Source organism: Paenibacillus sp., from assembly GCF_048976745.1.
Classification (GTDB): Bacteria; Bacillota; Bacilli; order Paenibacillales; family Paenibacillaceae; genus Paenibacillus.
The window spans coordinates 562,758-581,132 of sequence record NZ_JBHGUU010000005.1; the positions used below are offsets into that span (position 1 = coordinate 562,758).

The 18,375-nt window shown below is 48.8% G+C and carries 13 protein-coding genes; 3 read left to right on the forward strand and 10 right to left on the reverse strand.

Going from position 1 to position 18,375, the window contains the following annotated elements; genetic code table 11:
- Nucleotides 1-216: 216 nt before the first annotated feature.
- On the reverse strand, nt 217-597 hold the full coding sequence (locus ACE3K2_RS06280) for a hypothetical protein (protein WP_421888061.1): 381 nt from the start codon (nt 595-597) through the stop codon (nt 217-219).
- 89 nt (nt 598-686) lie between these two features.
- Between ACE3K2_RS06280 and ACE3K2_RS06285 the strand changes: the two genes are divergently transcribed.
- Together ACE3K2_RS06285 and ACE3K2_RS06290 are read left to right on the forward strand one after the other, a co-directional pair.
- Entirely contained in the window at nt 687-1,151 is a 465-nt protein-coding gene (locus ACE3K2_RS06285; protein ID WP_421888064.1) for a hypothetical protein, read from the forward strand.
- Between the two features lie 160 nt (nt 1,152-1,311).
- Nucleotides 1,312-1,695 carry a VOC family protein gene (locus ACE3K2_RS06290; protein WP_421888067.1) on the forward strand — a complete coding sequence of 128 codons (384 nt, stop codon included), beginning with the start codon at nt 1,312-1,314 and terminating at the stop codon, nt 1,693-1,695.
- A gap of 111 nt (nt 1,696-1,806) precedes the next feature.
- Here the strand turns inward: ACE3K2_RS06290 and ACE3K2_RS06295 are convergent, their stop codons facing one another.
- Complete coding sequence (locus ACE3K2_RS06295; protein WP_421888069.1) at nt 1,807-2,280, reverse strand: DUF4362 domain-containing protein; 474 nt, start codon at nt 2,278-2,280, stop codon at nt 1,807-1,809.
- A 193-nt stretch (nt 2,281-2,473) separates the two neighbouring features.
- Here ACE3K2_RS06295 and ACE3K2_RS06300 point away from each other — a divergent pair, with 193 nt between their 5' ends.
- Nucleotides 2,474-4,024, forward strand: coding sequence for an RCC1 domain-containing protein (locus tag ACE3K2_RS06300; RefSeq protein ID WP_421888072.1), 1,551 nt, complete (start codon nt 2,474-2,476; stop codon nt 4,022-4,024).
- 174 nt (nt 4,025-4,198) lie between these two features.
- On the opposite strand, the gene ACE3K2_RS06305 is transcribed toward ACE3K2_RS06300, so the two are convergent.
- From ACE3K2_RS06305 to ACE3K2_RS06340, 8 genes are all read right to left on the reverse strand, one after another.
- Nucleotides 4,199-7,717, reverse strand: coding sequence for a glycoside hydrolase family 2 TIM barrel-domain containing protein (locus ACE3K2_RS06305; RefSeq protein WP_421888074.1), 3,519 nt, complete (start codon nt 7,715-7,717; stop codon nt 4,199-4,201).
- Between the two features lie 318 nt (nt 7,718-8,035).
- Nucleotides 8,036-9,883, reverse strand: a complete 1,848-nt coding sequence (locus ACE3K2_RS06310) for an IucA/IucC family protein (RefSeq protein ID WP_421888077.1) — start codon at nt 9,881-9,883, stop codon at nt 8,036-8,038.
- Nucleotides 9,843-11,168, reverse strand: a complete 1,326-nt coding sequence (locus tag ACE3K2_RS06315) for a type III PLP-dependent enzyme (protein WP_421888080.1) — start codon at nt 11,166-11,168, stop codon at nt 9,843-9,845. Before ACE3K2_RS06315 ends, ACE3K2_RS06310 begins: the two co-directional genes overlap by 41 nt.
- Entirely contained in the window at nt 11,165-11,941 is a 777-nt protein-coding gene (locus tag ACE3K2_RS06320; RefSeq protein WP_421888082.1) for an HpcH/HpaI aldolase family protein, read from the reverse strand. The genes ACE3K2_RS06315 and ACE3K2_RS06320 overlap by 4 nt, the downstream gene beginning before the upstream one ends.
- Entirely contained in the window at nt 11,938-13,773 is a 1,836-nt protein-coding gene (locus tag ACE3K2_RS06325) for an IucA/IucC family protein (protein ID WP_421888085.1), read from the reverse strand. The genes ACE3K2_RS06320 and ACE3K2_RS06325 overlap by 4 nt, the downstream gene beginning before the upstream one ends.
- Complete coding sequence (locus ACE3K2_RS06330) at nt 13,748-15,535, reverse strand: IucA/IucC family protein (RefSeq protein ID WP_421888392.1); 1,788 nt, start codon at nt 15,533-15,535, stop codon at nt 13,748-13,750. Before ACE3K2_RS06330 ends, ACE3K2_RS06325 begins: the two co-directional genes overlap by 26 nt.
- Nucleotides 15,513-16,946 carry an MFS transporter gene (locus tag ACE3K2_RS06335; protein WP_421888088.1) on the reverse strand — a complete coding sequence of 478 codons (1,434 nt, stop codon included), beginning with the start codon at nt 16,944-16,946 and terminating at the stop codon, nt 15,513-15,515. Before ACE3K2_RS06335 ends, ACE3K2_RS06330 begins: the two co-directional genes overlap by 23 nt.
- On the reverse strand, nt 16,940-18,295 hold the full coding sequence (locus ACE3K2_RS06340) for a diaminobutyrate--2-oxoglutarate transaminase (protein ID WP_421888091.1): 1,356 nt from the start codon (nt 18,293-18,295) through the stop codon (nt 16,940-16,942). The genes ACE3K2_RS06335 and ACE3K2_RS06340 overlap by 7 nt, the downstream gene beginning before the upstream one ends.
- Nucleotides 18,296-18,375 lie beyond the last annotated feature (80 nt).

An 18,375-nucleotide genomic window follows, 5' to 3' on the forward strand; every position in this document is an offset into this window, starting at 1 on the left:
GCACATTCGGAGAGTGTGCGAATAACTATGGCTGAAGCCCAATAAAAAAGACAAGAGTCCTGCTATAGCTGTCCTTTGTTTTGCCAGCATGGCTTCATTGTCTCCCCAGTAGGACCTCACAGATCACATTTTATGTTTAACTCAGACGATCCATAGGCAGGGAACATTCATTAGCCAGCTATTTCGAGTATTCGTGCACGTTTTTTTAGTGGACTCTTACCTCTTCTTAAAATGCTCAACGATCTCTTCCGGTTCCTGCGTCTCCAGTGTAATCTCGCCTTTCTCGAACAGGATCATGTAGGGATATGATTTCAGACCAAAAATCTTCTCATAATCAAACTTGTTTTCATCACGCACATTATAAAAGGTTACGTTAGTAATTGGACCTTCTGCCCTCAAATTCTCTTTATTCACTTCATTTAATTGCGTCTGTAATTCAACAATAAATGGCCGCTCCGAAGGTCGGTCGGTGAATACAATCAGTGATGCATCATTTCTTTGATTTTGCGTTAGATAATCAATAGCTTTCTTTCTATTGTTCTGATTACATCCTGTCACTAAAAGTATCAAAATACATAACACCCAAAGCCTCTTCATTTAAATCACCACCCAAAATATGATATAATTGGTTATTAATCACTAAATTCACTTCATTAAAAATCTATTCGCTGAAAGGAACATGCACATTGAACAAAAAGAATATTATCATCGCTATCATTATTGCTCTTATTATATTGATACTTCCACTTGTTCTTTATTTTTCAGTTACTAATAAAGAAGACTCCGCACTTCCCGATTCAAACATCCCACTTCAAACCAAAACCGTAGATGGGCTTACCATCACACTGCGTAATGCAACCTATACAGATCATGAAGTGCAGTTGGGTTATGAGATTCAGGGCGGTGGACAGTCTGAGAATGATTTGACATATGCATTTTATAATAAAAATGACATATTCGCTGATTCAGCCTTTGGCAACATTCATAAACTCGGAGACAAGCATTACTACATCACGACCATAACAGATCAGGTTCGTAATCTTCCGGAACAGTTGGATCTCACTTTTGAGATTAAAGCCCGTTCAAACTTAGCAAGACAACACGATATCGTCATCCCATTTGAACTGAACCTAAAGAGAGTTCATTCATGACTTTCATAAGTTACTCTTTTTCATAACTTCCCTCTACCTTTTTCTTATACGATGTCGATATGTTGATCTAACTGAGCTCTAAGGTAAACTAAATGACATACTACTATATACACCTCTCGTTTTACAGGAGCACATGATCCAATTCGAAGGAGGTTTATCCATGCAATTAGAACGACTTGATCATCTCGTGTTAACCGTAGAGAATCTGGAAGCGACGATATTATTTTATACGAACATATTAGGCATGAGGGTGGTTGAATTCGGTCAAGGCCGAAAAGCATTACAGTTTGGACAGCAGAAGATCAATTTGCATGAAAAGGGTAAAGAGTTCGAACCGAAAGCTCATATCCCTACGCCCGGTTCGGCGGATCTTTGTTTTCTGGTCAGCACACCCTTGGAAGAAGTGATTCTCCATCTCACACAACATCATGCGAAGATCGAAGAAGGTCCGGTGGAACGCACGGGTGCACTGGGTCTCATTCGTTCGGTATATGTACGTGATCCTGATGGAAACCTGATTGAGCTGTCCAATGCTTTGTACTGATAATCCCGTAACTTTTCACCTTTAGATAGCTCCCAAAAACCTGCAAAGCCTCGGCTTCGCAGGTTTTTGGGCTATGGGATTCATTAAGAGTTCGCGTGTAGATACGTCTCATTACAACTTAGGCATCCAAAAGGGGTTCTCTTCCTTCTCACACCCGGTTAACACGTAAAAAATAGGTCCCTGCTCACTCTTCATTGTCCCGATCCCTTTGCAGATGTCGGTCTTCACTTCCTGTTTGGAGCCATAGGCATCCCTTGAGTTATCGTAAGTCGATTGAATAGCTGAACCATCGTATATCAATTCATGGATAATGGCTCCACCTTCGATGGTATACATCGTCACACGAACCTGATCCTGCTGTTTTTCCTTCACATTTTTCACAAATGTGTTCCACTTATCCCCATTCCGCATACCTCCATGAAGCACAACCACATCCCCGCTTTGCTCCGCTTGCTCTGGATTATGAGGCTCAATAATTTCTGGGAATGATTTCGTGATTACTGGAGAATCCACTGATTGATCCTTTGTCTCACAAGCTGTTAACACGATTAAAACTAACAAAACCGAAAGCAGTACTCTTTTCATTCAATCACCTCATATTTACAACGTTAAAGACTACGTGCAAGTTACCTAGTTTCTGTTAGAAAGTCTGCAAATACACTCAACCCTCTTCAATATAAAGGGAATTTTATCACTTATATGTAACTTCATCCCTTCATAGAGCGTTTAAAAAGAAAGCAACATTCATACCCAACTCATCCGAAAAAGAGGCGATATCATGCAATCGGTAAACTCATCCGACCACATAGCAAAAGAAAAACGCTCCACTTCACGCTTGAATAATCGATCCAAGAGTAAAAAGACCCGTCGATTCACCATTGCAATAGCTACAACACTAGTTGCGTCAAGCCTGCTGTTGGATCTAGCTGCTTTGCCAACGACTCTTGCGGCCACTAACATGTCCCCCTCCATTAGTAACACCTCTGTTCAACCGACTTCATCAAGCAGTGTAGAGAAAAAACTTTACTATACCGCTGTACAGGGTGCTAATTATTACACAGTCGCATTGAGAAGTGACGGTTCCGTATGGGCCTGGGGCCGTAATCTCTGGGGAGAACTTGGTGTGAGCAACAACGTTCGATATCGTCATACATTTAGTCCGATTCGTATTCCCAAACTATCCAAAGTAACAGTTATTTCTTCCTCCGGCGGTGGGAACAACGCAGCCATTCAAGCAGATGGAACCATCTGGGAGTGGGGTAACGGCAACATGCCACGTCAAGTGCCTGATATTACCTCTGCCAAAAATGTTAGTATAGGGGCTTTTTCAACCATCGTCCTTCTCCAGGATGGAACCGTTCTGTCTTGGCAAAACCCGCCTCAAGCCGCAATCCTGGAACAGACACGTAAGCAACAGACGATCAGCGGGCTAAAAGATATCATTCAAGTTGAATCCGCTGGCCTGCAAGGCTATGCTTTAAAGAAAGATGGCTCCGTATGGACATGGAACGAGCCAAACGAACCCGGTAAAACACCTTCCAAACCAACCAAGCTAAAGGGGTTGAACAACATATCTTTGATCACCGGTGCAGATGCATCACTACTGGCACTGGATAAGAAGGGAAAGGCTTGGCAGCTAGACCTGGAGGGCAAAGTCACCCCATTACATCACGAGCTCAAAGTGAAGAAGATGGATGGCAATTCAAGTTATACGTTGCTACTTACTACTTCTGGTGAGGTGTATAGCTATGGGAGGACAGTGACCGGAAAAGAAGGGAAAGTAAACCATCTGTCCGGCATTACCGATGTTTCAGCGGGATATCACCATAGTCTTGCATTATCCTCCGAAGGGACCGTCTGGGGCTGGGGAAGTGATAAATATCAGGAAGCAGGTGCACCAGCAACATCTTCTGGAGGCATGGTCTACAAACCGGTTCAGGCCAAACTCGGAATAGATATTTATCTGAACGGTGAGCTATTCCAGTCGATGTATCCCGCGGTGGAAACGTCCAAGACGATACAGCTGCCAATCAAAGCAATCGCCGCAGCAATCGGAGCAGAATTTGAGGTGCATAAGATGGAAGATAGCCTGGGGTACTATACATTGAAATATAACAATCGAACAATTACGATCACCCCTAACGAAGCACATTATCGTATAACTTCCATAGATTCGTCTGGTGAGCAACTTATAGAGCTATCTGAACCCATAAATAACTACTCAGGAGCAACCACCTTGCCTTTTGAAGTATTGCGTGGTTTGGGTTTGAACGTGTCCTGGGATTCTGAAAAATCCCTGTTGACCATTGATGATCTGGAAAAGAAATAGTCAGGGCTCTAGACGAACGCTTTTACACCATATGAATCCCTTAACATAGAAAAAATCCTCTTTAAGTAAACGTCCAGTTCTTTACGAACATCCTTTACTTAAAGAGGATTAATCTGTTTAACCGCACAAAGCTAAACGGAGCTATGCAGAACAACATTCATTCCAAGTATCGTCCTACTTCTCGAAACGGAACCAGTCGAAGTCAAACTGACTTCCTGGCAGGAAGATAAAGATCACCTTCTGCTGACCTGTCACCCGATCAAGCTCAAACACCCGCTCTTCATATCCTTCGGATTGCGTGAACTCAACCAATTGATTGCTCTGTCCGTCCGCACCTGCGAAGCGGATATGAATCGTATTGATATCAATCGGTGAATGGCCATGAATGACAAGCTTCGAGGTGCCTTCGCTCGTAAAGTCCATGTTTTCAAACTCCAGCGAAACGTTGTTCCCGATCCCTTCAACACAGTCACCCTTAATTTTGAAGGTGTCTCCATAGAGATGGTCACAGGATGCAGCCGCATTTTGTTCAAAGGCCCGACTCTGGCGCTCGAAGGAGAAGCCTTTAATATGAATCTTCTGCTTCAACACAAAGCAGATCGACGTAATCCCACTCAGGCGTTTGGACAGCTTATACGTCTCTTCCTGGTACACATTCCATTTGGATTCCTTGTCATACACTACATCCGCGATCATTGTGCTGCCCTCTTCGTCCGGCATGCCTTCCCAGATCTGAATGAAGTACTCTTCACTCGACAAGGCAAAGATCGGAATGGTAATCGTATCGGAGCCGTATGGCCCGAAGTCAATATTACGGAAGCCCACATGAGTTTCCCCGTCACGACTTGTCGCTACCCCACGTTCGTTGCCGTTACCAACTTCACCTTTGGTGTAATCATATAAACCGCCTGTGATGAAGCCATATGGATCTTTGTAGGCTGTACCGAGGCCATCTGCTTTGAACTCCAACTGGGAGATGAGTTTTGTTTTGTCCGTACCATTTGCACTGGTAGCGCGAAGTCGGAACGCCCCGTCACCAATCGCCGATACTTTCACCGTATGTTGATTCTCTCCATTGCCATCCGTTCCCGCAGGCATGACTTCTACCTTGGCAATGTTGGATTCAATGCCGCCATCATTCACAGCAGCCCACTCGATGTCCCGATAGGACGTGTTCTCCGGGTACAGCTTGGCCGTTACGACCAGCTCCGGATTGGACGGATCGAGCAACTGTCCTGATTCGCTGATGATCTCGATTTTCCGCAAAGGAATCTCCTGAGCGCTGCCTGTCAGCACCGGACGTTCTTCATTGTTCGTGAAGACTGCTTGCACCTCTTTTTTATCACCATCGACATCCGTTGCATCCACAACCTGCACTTCATACTCAGCTGCGGCACCTTCCAACCCTTCCGAAGATACTTCAATCCGTACCGTTCCTGCTTCATCCGTTGCTCCGATAATGGCCATCAGTTTACCACTGAACAATCTTCTGCTGAGCCCTTTGTATGGATCATAGTCCGTGCTGTCTCCATTATCCAGACCCAGTAATCGCCCTGCACCGGACACCTGAACCTGTACGCGGTTGTTTGCATTGTGCACCGGATGACCTGCTTCGTCTTCCACCGTAATTTCCACGAAAATGAGATCTGTGCCGCTCGCCTGTAACTGCTCCCGATCCGCCTGCAGACGAATCTTCTTCGCATCCGTAAAGGATCGTTGTACATCGGTTGCAATCACAACACCGTTCTCATCATACGCGATCGCTTTCAGCTCGCCCTCTTCATAAGGCACTTTCCACCAGCCCGACAACTGTGTTCCATTGGCATGATCGATATCGTACGTGCCAATGGTTTTACCGTTGAGTTGCAGCTCAATCTTCGGCGCGTTGCTGCACACGCGTACATCAATAATCTGACCCGGATTGAAATCCCAGTAAGGGAACAGGTGAACCATCGGATTTTTCTTATAATCGGTCCATGCTGCCTGGTAGATGTAATAAGCGTCTTTCGGGAACGTCGCCGTGTCCAGCTGTCCAAAATACGAATTCTTCGTATGATACGGAGTCGGTTCACCAATATAGTCGAATCCGGTCCACAGGAATTGGCCCAATGAATACGGACGATCCCGCTCAGCCAAAATGCAATATTCTGCCGACTTTGCGCCCCAACTGGTCGTACTGTTCCCGAGTGCCGAGCACTGCTCGTCATCATCAGCCAGAATCGGCTGTTCGAACGGGAAGTGATAGATGCCACGACTTTGCACCACCGAAGACGTCTCACTGCCATAGATGATCCAGTCCGGATGTTCTGCATGATGCTGATCATAGTATTTTTCCGCATAGTTGTAACCTGCCAGCTTCACGATATCTGCACATTTCTGTGCATTTTCCCATGGCATGTAGTTCGAACCGATGGTCACGCCCGCATTGCCTTTTGGATCAAATTCCAGTACATAATCCATCAGCATCCGGGTTACTTCCTGTCCACGCTCATCCGCATGGGTATCATAGATTTCGTTCCCGATACTCCACATGATCAGACTGACGTGGTTACGGTCACGTTTCACCCAGCTCTTCACGTCTGTATGCGCCCACTCTGGGAAAAATCTCGCATAATCGTATGGCGTTTTGGCACGTTCCCACATATCAAAAGCTTCGGACACAATCAGCATACCCATCTCATCCGCGAGTTCCATGAACTCTTTCGCCGGCATATTATGCGCGGTGCGGATGGCGTTAACGCCCATTTCTTTGAGCAAAACAAATCTTCTACGCAGTGCCGTCAGGTTAAACGCCGCTCCCAATGCCCCGAGATCATGGTGTTCACACACGCCATTCATCTTCGTATGAACCCCATTCAAATAGAAACCCTCACTCGGGTCCAGCTTAACGTCCTTGAATCCAATACGTTGGGATACCGTCTCAATGATCTCTTCCTCAATGCTTTCTTCCTCAATGCTTTCTTCGCTCTGATCTTCCGAGATCAGTCTCAGTTCGGTGACCAGCTCATACAGATGTGGCGCATCCGGGCTCCACAGGTTTGGATTCTCCACAATGATCTGTTGGCTATCTGTCGATACAACCGCGTTCTCACCCACCGAAGCCGTAACATTCGCTTGGCTGGATGCCACCACTTGACCTTCATACCGGATCGTATGCATTAGCTCTGCCTGCTGATTCTGCTCCAGGTTCAGTTCCGTATCCACTTCCACCTGCCAGCCATCCGTCTGCCGCTTGATAGATACATACGTTCCATCCGTAACAATATGGTTGCGGTCCCTTGTCTTCAACCACACGTTGCGATAGATTCCGGCCCCGGAATACCATCTGCTGTTCGGGCTCTGATGTACCACTTTGACCACGATCTCATTGTCACCTTTCACCAGTGCATTCGTAATTTCATGCTCAAACGCGGAATATCCATACTTCCACTCGCCAACAAGCTGCCCATTCACATACACCGAAGAATCCATGTATACGCCATCAAAACAGAGTAAAAGCTGCTGCTCATCCTTCGTGTAATGGAACGTCTTGCGGTACCATCCAATGCTATCCTCGTACAGTTCAAGCGTATTATATATCAGCCAATCATGGGGAAGCTCCACAGGTTCATACACCAGACCCGCAGGTTCCGTAACGTCCAGCTTACTTTTCGCAAATTGCCATCCCTCATTAAAAAGCCTTTTCTGATTCATCGTAGATTCTCACTTTCTTGAAGTAAATTATGATTGCGGTTACAACATTCATTGTCGCTTTTTCCGAAAACCTTTTCGGTGATACATAAGTAAGACTATAACACATAACCCGATTATACATCAGTCTCTTTCCTGTAACTCCATTTCACAAGATTTTTCAGCCAGATTGATGAACTTTTTATTCCCCTCCGAGCACTGTAACCTTCGATGACCCCATACCAAAAAGGCAACCCGTCAACCGAGTCACCTACTCTGTCCTATATTTAACCTTTATCACGCTACACTTCTCTCCACACTACTACCAACAACACTTAACCTCTATCCCTTGTAAAAAGGGTTCCACCCTATGCCTTTGCCCGATGGCATCGCGCCAGGCACCCCATCCGCTTCAAGCAGCGGACGGACAACTAACTTCACGGGCCACGCCTCTCTCTCAAATATCGCATGAGCGAGTTCGGCCCGGTCACTCTCAGGAAGCTGCACCTGCGTCAGCGCTTCCTTCCAAGCCTGCTCCGTGATCTCCCATAACTTCGTTTCCGGGATGTGATACACCTCGCTCAGTGCCTCCATGATCGCAGCCAGATTCACCTGCGTCCCCAGCGACTGTACATAGAAGATCAACTTCTGGATCGTCTCGTTGTACAGGCTGTTCGAGTAGCCCGGGCGAATATGATAGGCAGGGTCTGCAATCCCATGCTGGTCCAGATAAGGCTGATGCAACCGCACGGAATCATGATCGCGGAACAAGAGACCTTTTACCTGATGATCCCGTAACACCAGACAGCAGTTCTGACCATGAATCTCAGGCACAACGCCCACCTTGAACAGACGCATCACGATATCATAGAACGTAGTAACTATGCTGGTATAGAATTTGAGGACATCCGCGCTGCTCAGGTTATCCCCCAGTATCTCCGTTAATAGATGATGTCCATCCAGATTCACACCGAGTGCGGCCATGGGGATTACTTTGTAATCATCATCCAACAACTCAGCGGGATACACACGAATCTGTGCAGCCAGATGGCGTGGATGATCATCGAACAGTCCCATGGATTCTGGCATGAAACCCCACCAGTTCTGCTCTTCGCACATATACACCTTGTCCTTCAACGTCTCGTCACAAGCCACGGCCTGTCGTAACATCCGTTCCCCAACAAGACCATTCAGCAGCTTGACTACCGGAAGATAACGAGCAGCCCCCAGCGACAGCACACTAACCGGTAGCTTCAGCATCAGATTGGATTCGGTTGATGGAGCCATCGAGCGCAGAGAGGATGTGGCCTGTACGTCACCCACTTCTACATCCAATACAACAATACTGCCTGCTTCAATCTCTCCCGTGAAGCGAGGCAGGATCACATGCTGCAATTGCCACGGGTGGACAGGCATCGGCAAATATTCGTCGAACGTGATTCCTTTACGGGCAAACTCAGCTTCCAACATTCCGCGCTGAACATCGTCTAACACATCCAACATGGACAGCCCATCTTCGCAACCTCGCTGCACAGCATCCAATCGTACAGCCACCCAACGCAGCGAAATCGTCTTCCCGAATTCCGCTGCATACCGAGTTACATCTTCTGCGTTGAATCCCACCTTGGCTTTGGACGATGGGTGAAATGGTCGATCCCGCAATGCCGCAACGCGTTCTCCTTTGATAAACCACTCATAAGCAGAAGCCGGCACGTGTGCGGACAGATACTGGACTTGTTCCCAGCCTAGAGCATACTGCTCCACAGCAATGTCCAAACTAGCCAGGAACTCCGGAACTCCGGGCTGTCCATAGGCTTCATCCGACAAAGCCTTCTGTAACACCGCACGTCCAACCTCTGCCGGAGAATCAACAAGAACCCAGCTTCCATCTGCTTTCTCCTCGTAGATTGGTGAACCCTGAACCCATTGCATCCCCTGTCTCACGCCTGTCTCAACCAGACACAGTACGCCTTGCGTATGCAATCTAAAATGAGAAGTACCATTCTGATTATGCTCTTCGCCGTCATATTCCTTATACAATCGACGGAACGGTGCAGGTGCTGCGGCAAAATCAAGAAATGGGTGATCCTCCAGTGGGAGTAATTGCTCGGCCAAAAATGAATTCATCAGATCCGCCATAATCCGGCGTTCAGCGGCTTGCAGACTGGAACGTTTCATCAATGTTGACATGATTATTGTCCTCCGTTAGATAATGGAATGCCGGGTGCGGATGCCCCAGAAAATCATGATGCGAGATGGTCCAGCAATAAGCCCCGGACTTTTCAAACAAAACAATATCTCCCACCCGCAGCAGTGCTACCTCCGCATCAGAATGCATGCGATCCTTGGGTGTGCATAGCTCACCTACGATATGGACTCGACGACCCCTCACCTCTGGCCGGACAAATGAATGCTTCCAACGGTCCGTCGCCATAATCTGAAACGGATGGTTATGTCCCCATGAAGCAGGCAGACGATTATGGTGCGTACCTCCCCTCAACACGGCAAAATACTCACCATGAGAAGTTTTGATATCCGTAACCTCTGCTGCGTAATACCCGTGGTCTGCCACCAGAAGACGGCCCGATTCAAAGTACAGCTGACCTCCGCGTGAAACAAGGCGCTGTCTGGCTTCACTTTGTTCTAGCAACGATGTGAATAAAGGCCAGTCGAATCCGGGGCTGCCATCATAGGTCACACCAAACCCGCCTCCTGCATTCACCACTTCGACAGATAGATCATACTGCTGCTGCCACTGTTCCACCTTTTGCAAATACAGCTCAATCATCTCGGCGTGCAGCCTGGCATCCATATTGTTGGACAAAGAGTGAAAATGGAACCCGTTCAACCGAACCACACCCGCGCCTTCCACACGAATAAGTTCGATCGCTTCTGCCACTGCATCTTCATCGATTCCAAAGGGACTTGGCCCGCCGCCCATGACAATCTTCGTCCGGGGTAACGTACTACTTCGCAGATTGATCCTTAGAAGAATGCGAACCTCCTGAGCTTGACCGTGGTCATGCTCATGGTCGTGCTCATGCTTGTCCTCCAGTGCCTGCTCCTGCTCTTGATCCATCGCGCGCTCCTTCGCAATCGCAATGATCCGCCGCAGCTCCAGCAGACTCTCCACATGGATGTAACTCACGCCATGCTCCATTGCCAGCCTCAGTTCGTTCTCCTTTTTCCCCGGACCGCCAAACAGAATCGGAACCTCGCGGCTTACCGCTCTAACCTTGAGCAACTCTCCAATGGAAGCCACTTCAAAACCCTTCACCAATGGAAGCAATGCCTCAATGATTCGCGGATCTGGATTCGCCTTGATCGCATAGAACAACTGTGTGTTTCCGGGCATGCTGCCCAACATCTGACGTACCTGTTCCTGAATGCCAGCCAGATCATAGACATACGCACATACCGGTTCTTCCATTCCGCGTTGCAGTTCATCTATCGCATGCCATACACTTGATTTCATAGTTGCCCACCCGCATTCCTGTAGTCATTCCGTTTTTGGGCATACGCCCGAAAAGCCGTATTCCGATCATCACCCAGCACGTATATATGTACTCCCCGCTCAGCCCAGAGCGCCATGTCTTCCACGCCTCTCGTGACCGTAGCATAAGGTACTTCGCACTCCTGCGCGGTAGTATGCAATTCATCCAGCGCCTGTCTCACATCCGGGTGCTCCGTCTGCCATGGCACGCCGAGGGACTGCGACAGATCCGCCGCCCCTTCCAATACAAAACTCACCTGAGGGTGAGACAGAATCTGTGCACTTTGCCGAACGCCCTCCACACTTTCAATCATCGGCACAATCATCACCTGTTGGTTGGCTTCCTCGATGTATCCAGTGAGCGGATATTTCCCGAATACACCAGGACGGCCACTATTCAGACTCCGCATACCCACCGGATGATAATAGGCGTGACGAACCACTTCCTCCACCTGCTCCAGTTGCTCGACATGCGGAATAACGATGCCTTGTGCCCCACAATCCAGCACTTTCAGAATCTCCACTCGCTCCACTTTCGATATCCGAACCAACGGGGTTACGCCCACCAATTCCGCCGCCCGGATCAACTCTTCCACCGATTCCATCGATGTTGCGGCATGTTCCAGATCAATGATGACAAAATCATATTCCGCATGCCCGATCATCTCGATGATGACCGGGTGTGGTATGGATACAAAAAGACCATAGACAGGCTGTTTGTGTGCAATCTTTTCCTTCAGCGTGTTCATTTTCATTCGACGATTCCCTTTAATTCGGGCATTTCCTGAGATTCGAGAGCATCCTTCGATACCTTAAGCGGATTACTCGCCTTACGGAAATACAACTCCCCATCCCCATACAGACGGCGCTTGGTCATCTCTTCGATCAGTGCATCTTCGGCAAAAAGGTCAAATGCAACGAACCGCTCCTCGTACTCCGGGTGCTCTCGCTGATATTCCACAATTACACGTGTGCACAGCTGCCAGAACGTTTCCTCCGACAACCCAAACTTCTCAAAGGCCAACGCAATATCTGTCATGCAGATAAAAAAGAATGCATCATACGTATAGTCACGAACTTCCGACACATCTCCCGCATAGATGAAGGAATACCGATTGAACTTGCGATGGGTTTCCGGTTCCGGGTTCAGCTTCGGTGCCCGTTCCGGGTGCAACAGTTGATCCGGTACATAGCGAACACCATCATGCAGATCCTTGATCAACATTCGTTTCGGCAGATCATCTTCCAGTACCAAAATGATATTCTGAGCATGTGATTCCAGCGCAATCCCGTGTGCATAGAGCAGATGGATAATCGGCAGTGTAACCGTGCGAACAAGGGCCTCGCTCCACTTTTGCACACCATGTCGTTCTACAGCATCCTGGATAAATGGAACACCATCCGGTTGTACCAACATCAGCGCATTCAGCGGCCACGCCGTTTCGCCTTGCTTCAGATGAACCGATACATTCTCCCGCCAGATCGCTCCCAGTGTGCCGTAGGCCCGTCCATACTGCGTTGCAGGCAACTGCTCATAACGGAATGACAGTCCCATGATTTCTTTCAAAATGCCAAACTGCGCCTGCTGCAACAGCTCATCTTGATGAACAAGTTCATCCAGCCAATCGCTGATTAGCGGTGCATTCTGGGTTGTGTGCTGTGCCAGAATACGTGTACTCGATGTATTGGTAATGCTAAGGGCCAACTTAATGTAAGGAGCTTCCGGGTTCACTCTGTTCGACAGCGAACGGATCGACTGCTGCGCACGATAGGGCGAAGACGATGAACCGAGATATACGATATCTCCATCCATCAACTGACGGGCATATACCGATTCCAATTGATGCTCCCATTGCCATGGATGAACCGGAATGAACATATATCGATCAATCGTGTCAGAACCTGTCTTCCCATCACCCTCCAGAACCTCTTGAAATCGCTGTACATCCTCCCCAGTCAGATGTTGCCCCACCAATTCTTCATAACTATAGCCCGCCGATACAGCGGTCTGAGCGAATTCTTTTTTCACAGCCACCCAGACTAATGAAACTTCCGTGTTAAACTCTGGGCCGTAGGCCAGATTGTCTTTAAGAGAAAATCCCAACCTCGACTTGTAACTCGGGTGGTACAGATGACCATCGGTCATGTGACTTTCGAGCGCATCATAATGCCGATCTTCACTCGGAATGTTCAAGGGTAATATCGCCCGGCACTGGCTGTCCTTTGCCATCGTTTCGAGCAGTTCCTGGATAAAAGCCGTCACATTTGCACCCTTTAATGCGTTCAACACAATTTCCTCCAAAAACAGATCCAGATCGGTGCAGCGGCCCCCTTCCCTTCGAATCGAACCCTTCTTCACCTTCACCCGGCCAAATGAAAACTTCCGCTCCGCTTCACACGTGTACGCCACAGGATTGCCTGACGATGTAAGTCCCTCCGTTCGCCATTCGCTCCCACTTACATGACTGTCCAGAATGCCTTCAAACCACATGGCCTCCAACGCCTGCCGCATAATACGTTCCTGTACACTCACGTAGACTGCTTCTGTCCTGCCGCCTGCTTCAGCCCTGTATCCCACAACTCCCACACACTTCACTCCCTATTCGTTTCATTGGATTGCTCACCGGCACGTAGGCCGGAGTCTGGCTGACCCCTTTTAGACAACTCACCAAATTTTGTTTAGCCAGAAAGGCATCCGTTGTCAGCAGATGTCGCACATATACATTGCCCGTTCGTTCCAGTTCACCTACAAGTGAATTACGTACCTGCTTCCAGAAATGCTCCTCCGGGACGTTCACATCTCGCGCCAGAACATGAATCAGAGACCCCAGATGATTGACGATAAAATAGTACGATGTCCGCGCCCAGGCTTTCTCCCGCGAATAAAATAATAAATCGGACGTTGCACGATCCTGCTCACGGATAAGTTCCTCATCCACACTGACCCCTTCCAGATCGCGGACGATAAAATCCACAGCCAAGCCATCCTTTAATGTCACAAGGGTATTCTGCAAATGGGCTTCAAAATGAATGCCTTTCTCTCCCGCTGCTCGTACAATCGGCAGCAGAGAACATTCCAGATATCGATCCAGCCAACGCTCGGCAATGTCACGTCCACCACCAAGCATCGTCATCAACCTGGAACGCATCCCGGGAAGCGGTGCCTCAACCAGACTGGATAAGACATACGTATTCGCAGGGTCGAACTCAATGGGCCGATAAGCTATCGTAAACAGACTTGTTAACTCTTCATCTTCAAAGGCACAAGTCGCTACACCTGTCTCATACGCAATATGGGTGTGCAGTTCAGCACCAAAACAGTCATGGTGCCTGACGTATCTGGAGGCATCCAGTGTTCTGCGCATCTGCTCAGCACTGTTGGTGCGAATCATGTTGGTGATCTGCATGTTCAGTGACAGCTTGATATTGCAGTTCCATGCGGGAACATAGACCGTACGGACCGAAGAAGTGGGATAGACGGTTGGCCCCGCACTGCCAAGCAGAATCAGTTTTTCATCTCGAATATAAGACTGTACCTCGGTCAACTGTGAAATGTATGCGTATTGCCATGGATGGACGGGCAGCAGCCCATACATTTCACTCTTTTCCTTTAACATCGGCTCCACATGGCTCCGCAGGAGATCATGCAAATCCATTGCCACCTCGTCATCCACCCATTCCTGCACGTAGACATCCTGCCTCACGGCGATATAACAGAGTTGAAACGATGTGCGCAGCTCTGGACTGTACTTCTGAACATCCTGCTCGCTGAAGCCTTTGGAGTTCTTCGGGAATGGATGGAACGGGTGACCATATAACAGTGACTGTTCCGATGTGCGATAATCGTGGATGTCGAGACCAGCGGCTTGTTCGATATACAACGTAAGGTTACCCATACTGTTATCTACCTTTTGTGCAAAATCTCTGGCATACGCTGCCTCGACACGATTCGTATTCTCACCCAATGGATGTACATTCTCCACCTCAAGTGAACTCTTCATTTCCATCGCACTCTTCGGCATTCCATGTTGATCCGAACTCGCTAACTGTTCCTCATCTCCACTTAGCTCAGATGTGATCCAGCGAACCAGATCGCGATATCGCACCGCTTCCCCGCCAGATTCCATGCTGAGATATTCATGCTCCCCCATGGCCGAGTAATAGGATAGCTGTCCTGTCACCGTCACCCCGCTGGCTTGAAAAGCAACCGCGTACGTCAGCGTATTCGGATCGATTCGAATATCGTTTTCCTTCTCAAACGCAAGTTCACGGATGTAACAGTTCAGCAGCAGTTTGCACGAATGTTCATGGGCCTGCCGCTCAGCCTTAGACCGGAGCTTGTTTTCCATCTCGAACAATGATGCCAACCTTCTTTCGGGTTATAAGTAAGACCAGGGGAAGTGTAAGCAGTATGGCGCAGCCAAGGCCAATACAGATCTCTTTGAGCGCTCCCCATTTGGCCATCTCCATAGACGTTCCTGCCCCGGCAAGCCATTGCCACCGCATATCGTAATACAAGGTCATGCCCATCACCGCAAACGAAGAAGCCAGTCGCTCAATCGTGGTCGATAACACTGAACCCTCATGCATATCTTCCTCGGGTAATGCTTGCAGACCAATAGCAGATATACTCATGCCCGATAAGCCAACGCCAATCCCCCGACACGCCATGAGCATACCGATGATCCAGATTGATGCTCCCATGGGCAGAACCGCAAACGATAGAATCGATATGGACACCAGCAACGTGCCCCATGCGATAAATTGTATGGATCGACCACGATCCAGCAAGCTGCCACCGATCCACATGAACAGACTGGTGCAGATCGACAAGGGAATGAACAGGGCACCGGACAGGGCTGGCGACAGGTGGAAGACATCCTGGAACAATAAAGGCAATGCAAAAATCACGCCAAACATGACACAATCCTGAATGGTCGAGATCAATACGGTCAGCGGAAAGACGGCATTACGCCGCAGCAACGGGTACCGGATCAGTGGTTCCTTGCGACCGTTCTCGGTCTGGACAAAACGAATAAGCAACACCAGACCAAGTGCAATCAGCAGCCAAGGTACCCATACCGCCACGGCAGGACTCGCATACAACTGTACGCCCAGACTAAGAGCACCTATCGCACATATCAACAGCATGACACTGGATGGATGCCATTTTTTCCTGCGGGCTGGAATATAAGTTGGAATGACTCGACCACACCCGATGAATGAGAATACAGCCAGCGGCACATTAAGCCAGAACAGCATTTCCAGCCGCCCATACTGAATGATGAAACCACCCAGCGTAGGCCCGGCCGCCGGAGCCAGCATAAGCAGCAAACCCCACGCGCCGGTAATTCGTCCCCTTACCTCTGGTCCATATACATCAAACAGCAGTACAAGTGATAACGGAATCATCAGCCCGGCGGCAACCCCATGCATGAAACGGACCAGCAACAGTACCTCAATCGAGTGATAAAACAACGCACCTGCCACCGAGAACACGCCATAGATGGTGATCCCCAGCATATACGTCTGTTTACGGCCCAGTCGGTCCACGATCAGGGAAGCCAGCGGCATCGTTAACGTCATGGCAAGCATGTACAGCGCGATGATCCATCCGCCTGCTGTGGTAGAGATCTGATAGTATTGCACAAAATAAGGCAGCAGCAGGTTAAATGCACTGTTGGTCAGCACCATCGAAAAAGCACCGAGCAGAATCGCGAATAATACGGCATGCCTCTTCATCAGGGACAGCTTCAGCATGCCGCCGTTACTAGGGCAATCGCTTTAGCTACCGATTTTTCAAAGATCGCCAGGATCGCGCCCGATTCTTGCTCCGTAATATTCAGTGGCGGCAGAAAACGAACAACCGCTGAATGACGCCCGCCCAGTTCCACAATTAATCCATTCTTGAAACATTCACGCTGAATAGACTCAGCAAGTGCACCATTAGGCAGATAATGTCCCAGACGATCCTTGCGTCCTGCGGGATCAACCATCTCAACACCAATCATCAACCCTCTGCCACGCACATCACCAATCTCTGCATATCGCTCTTTTAATGCATTCAGTTGATTCATGAACTGCTCACTGCGCAGATGTACATTGTGTAGAACATCCTGTTCCCGGATATAACGAAGTGTGGCAAGTCCTGCAGCCATGGCCAGCTGATTGCCACGGAACGTACCTGTGTGAGCGCCAGGCTGCCATTGATCCAGCTCTTCCCGGTAGATGACAACAGACATTGGCAGACTTCCCCCAACCGCTTTGGAGCAGATGATTACATCGGGTATGATTCCAGCATGTTCAAATGAAAACATTCGTCCTGTCCGTCCAATGCCGGTCTGCACTTCGTCAATAATGAGCGGAATGCTTCGCTCTGCTGTGATTCGGCGCAGCTCCCTCAGCCATTCGATATCCGCAGGAATCGCTCCGCCTTCGCCCTGAACGGTCTCCACAATGACCCCGCATGGTGCGGCAATACCGCTCTCGCAATCATCGAGCAAATTCTCGATATACTGGGAACTTAACCGGGCAGTCATGCCCTCACCAACACCAAATGGGCAGCGGTATTCATAAGGAAACGGCAGGAAATGTACATCCGGCAGCAGGCTTTGCAGGTGCTGTTTCTTGCTTAGGTTGCCACTCATCGACATCGTCGCTTGTGTAGAACCGTGATAACCGCCCTGAAAGGCAAGAATGGATTTGCCACCTGTGGCATGTTTGACCAGCTTAATAGCTGCTTCTACTGCATCGGCCCCCGTTGGACCACAGAACTGGATTTTGGCTTTATCCCGCATCTCTGCCGGAAGAATGGAGAACAGTTCTTGCATATAGGAAAGCTTCAGCGGGGTTGCCAGATCCAGTGTATGTAGCGGTATCTGCTGATCCAGGACATCGCGGATGGCGTTGACCACTGTGTCATGGTTATGCCCCAGCGCCAATGTTCCTGCACCCGCCAGGCAGTCGTAGAATACGCGGCCTTCCGTATCGGTAATTTTCACCCCATGGGCCTTGCTAATGACAAGTGGGAAATGTCTGGGGTACGATCTTGCATTGGATTCCTTCTCATTTTGCATCTTCAGATATTCCGTCTGCACTTCTACTGACATAGCCCTTTAACGCTCCTTATAATCGATTCAGGCTGAACCTGCTGCCCGTGATTCATGTTCTTCATTTTGCGTGTGACATG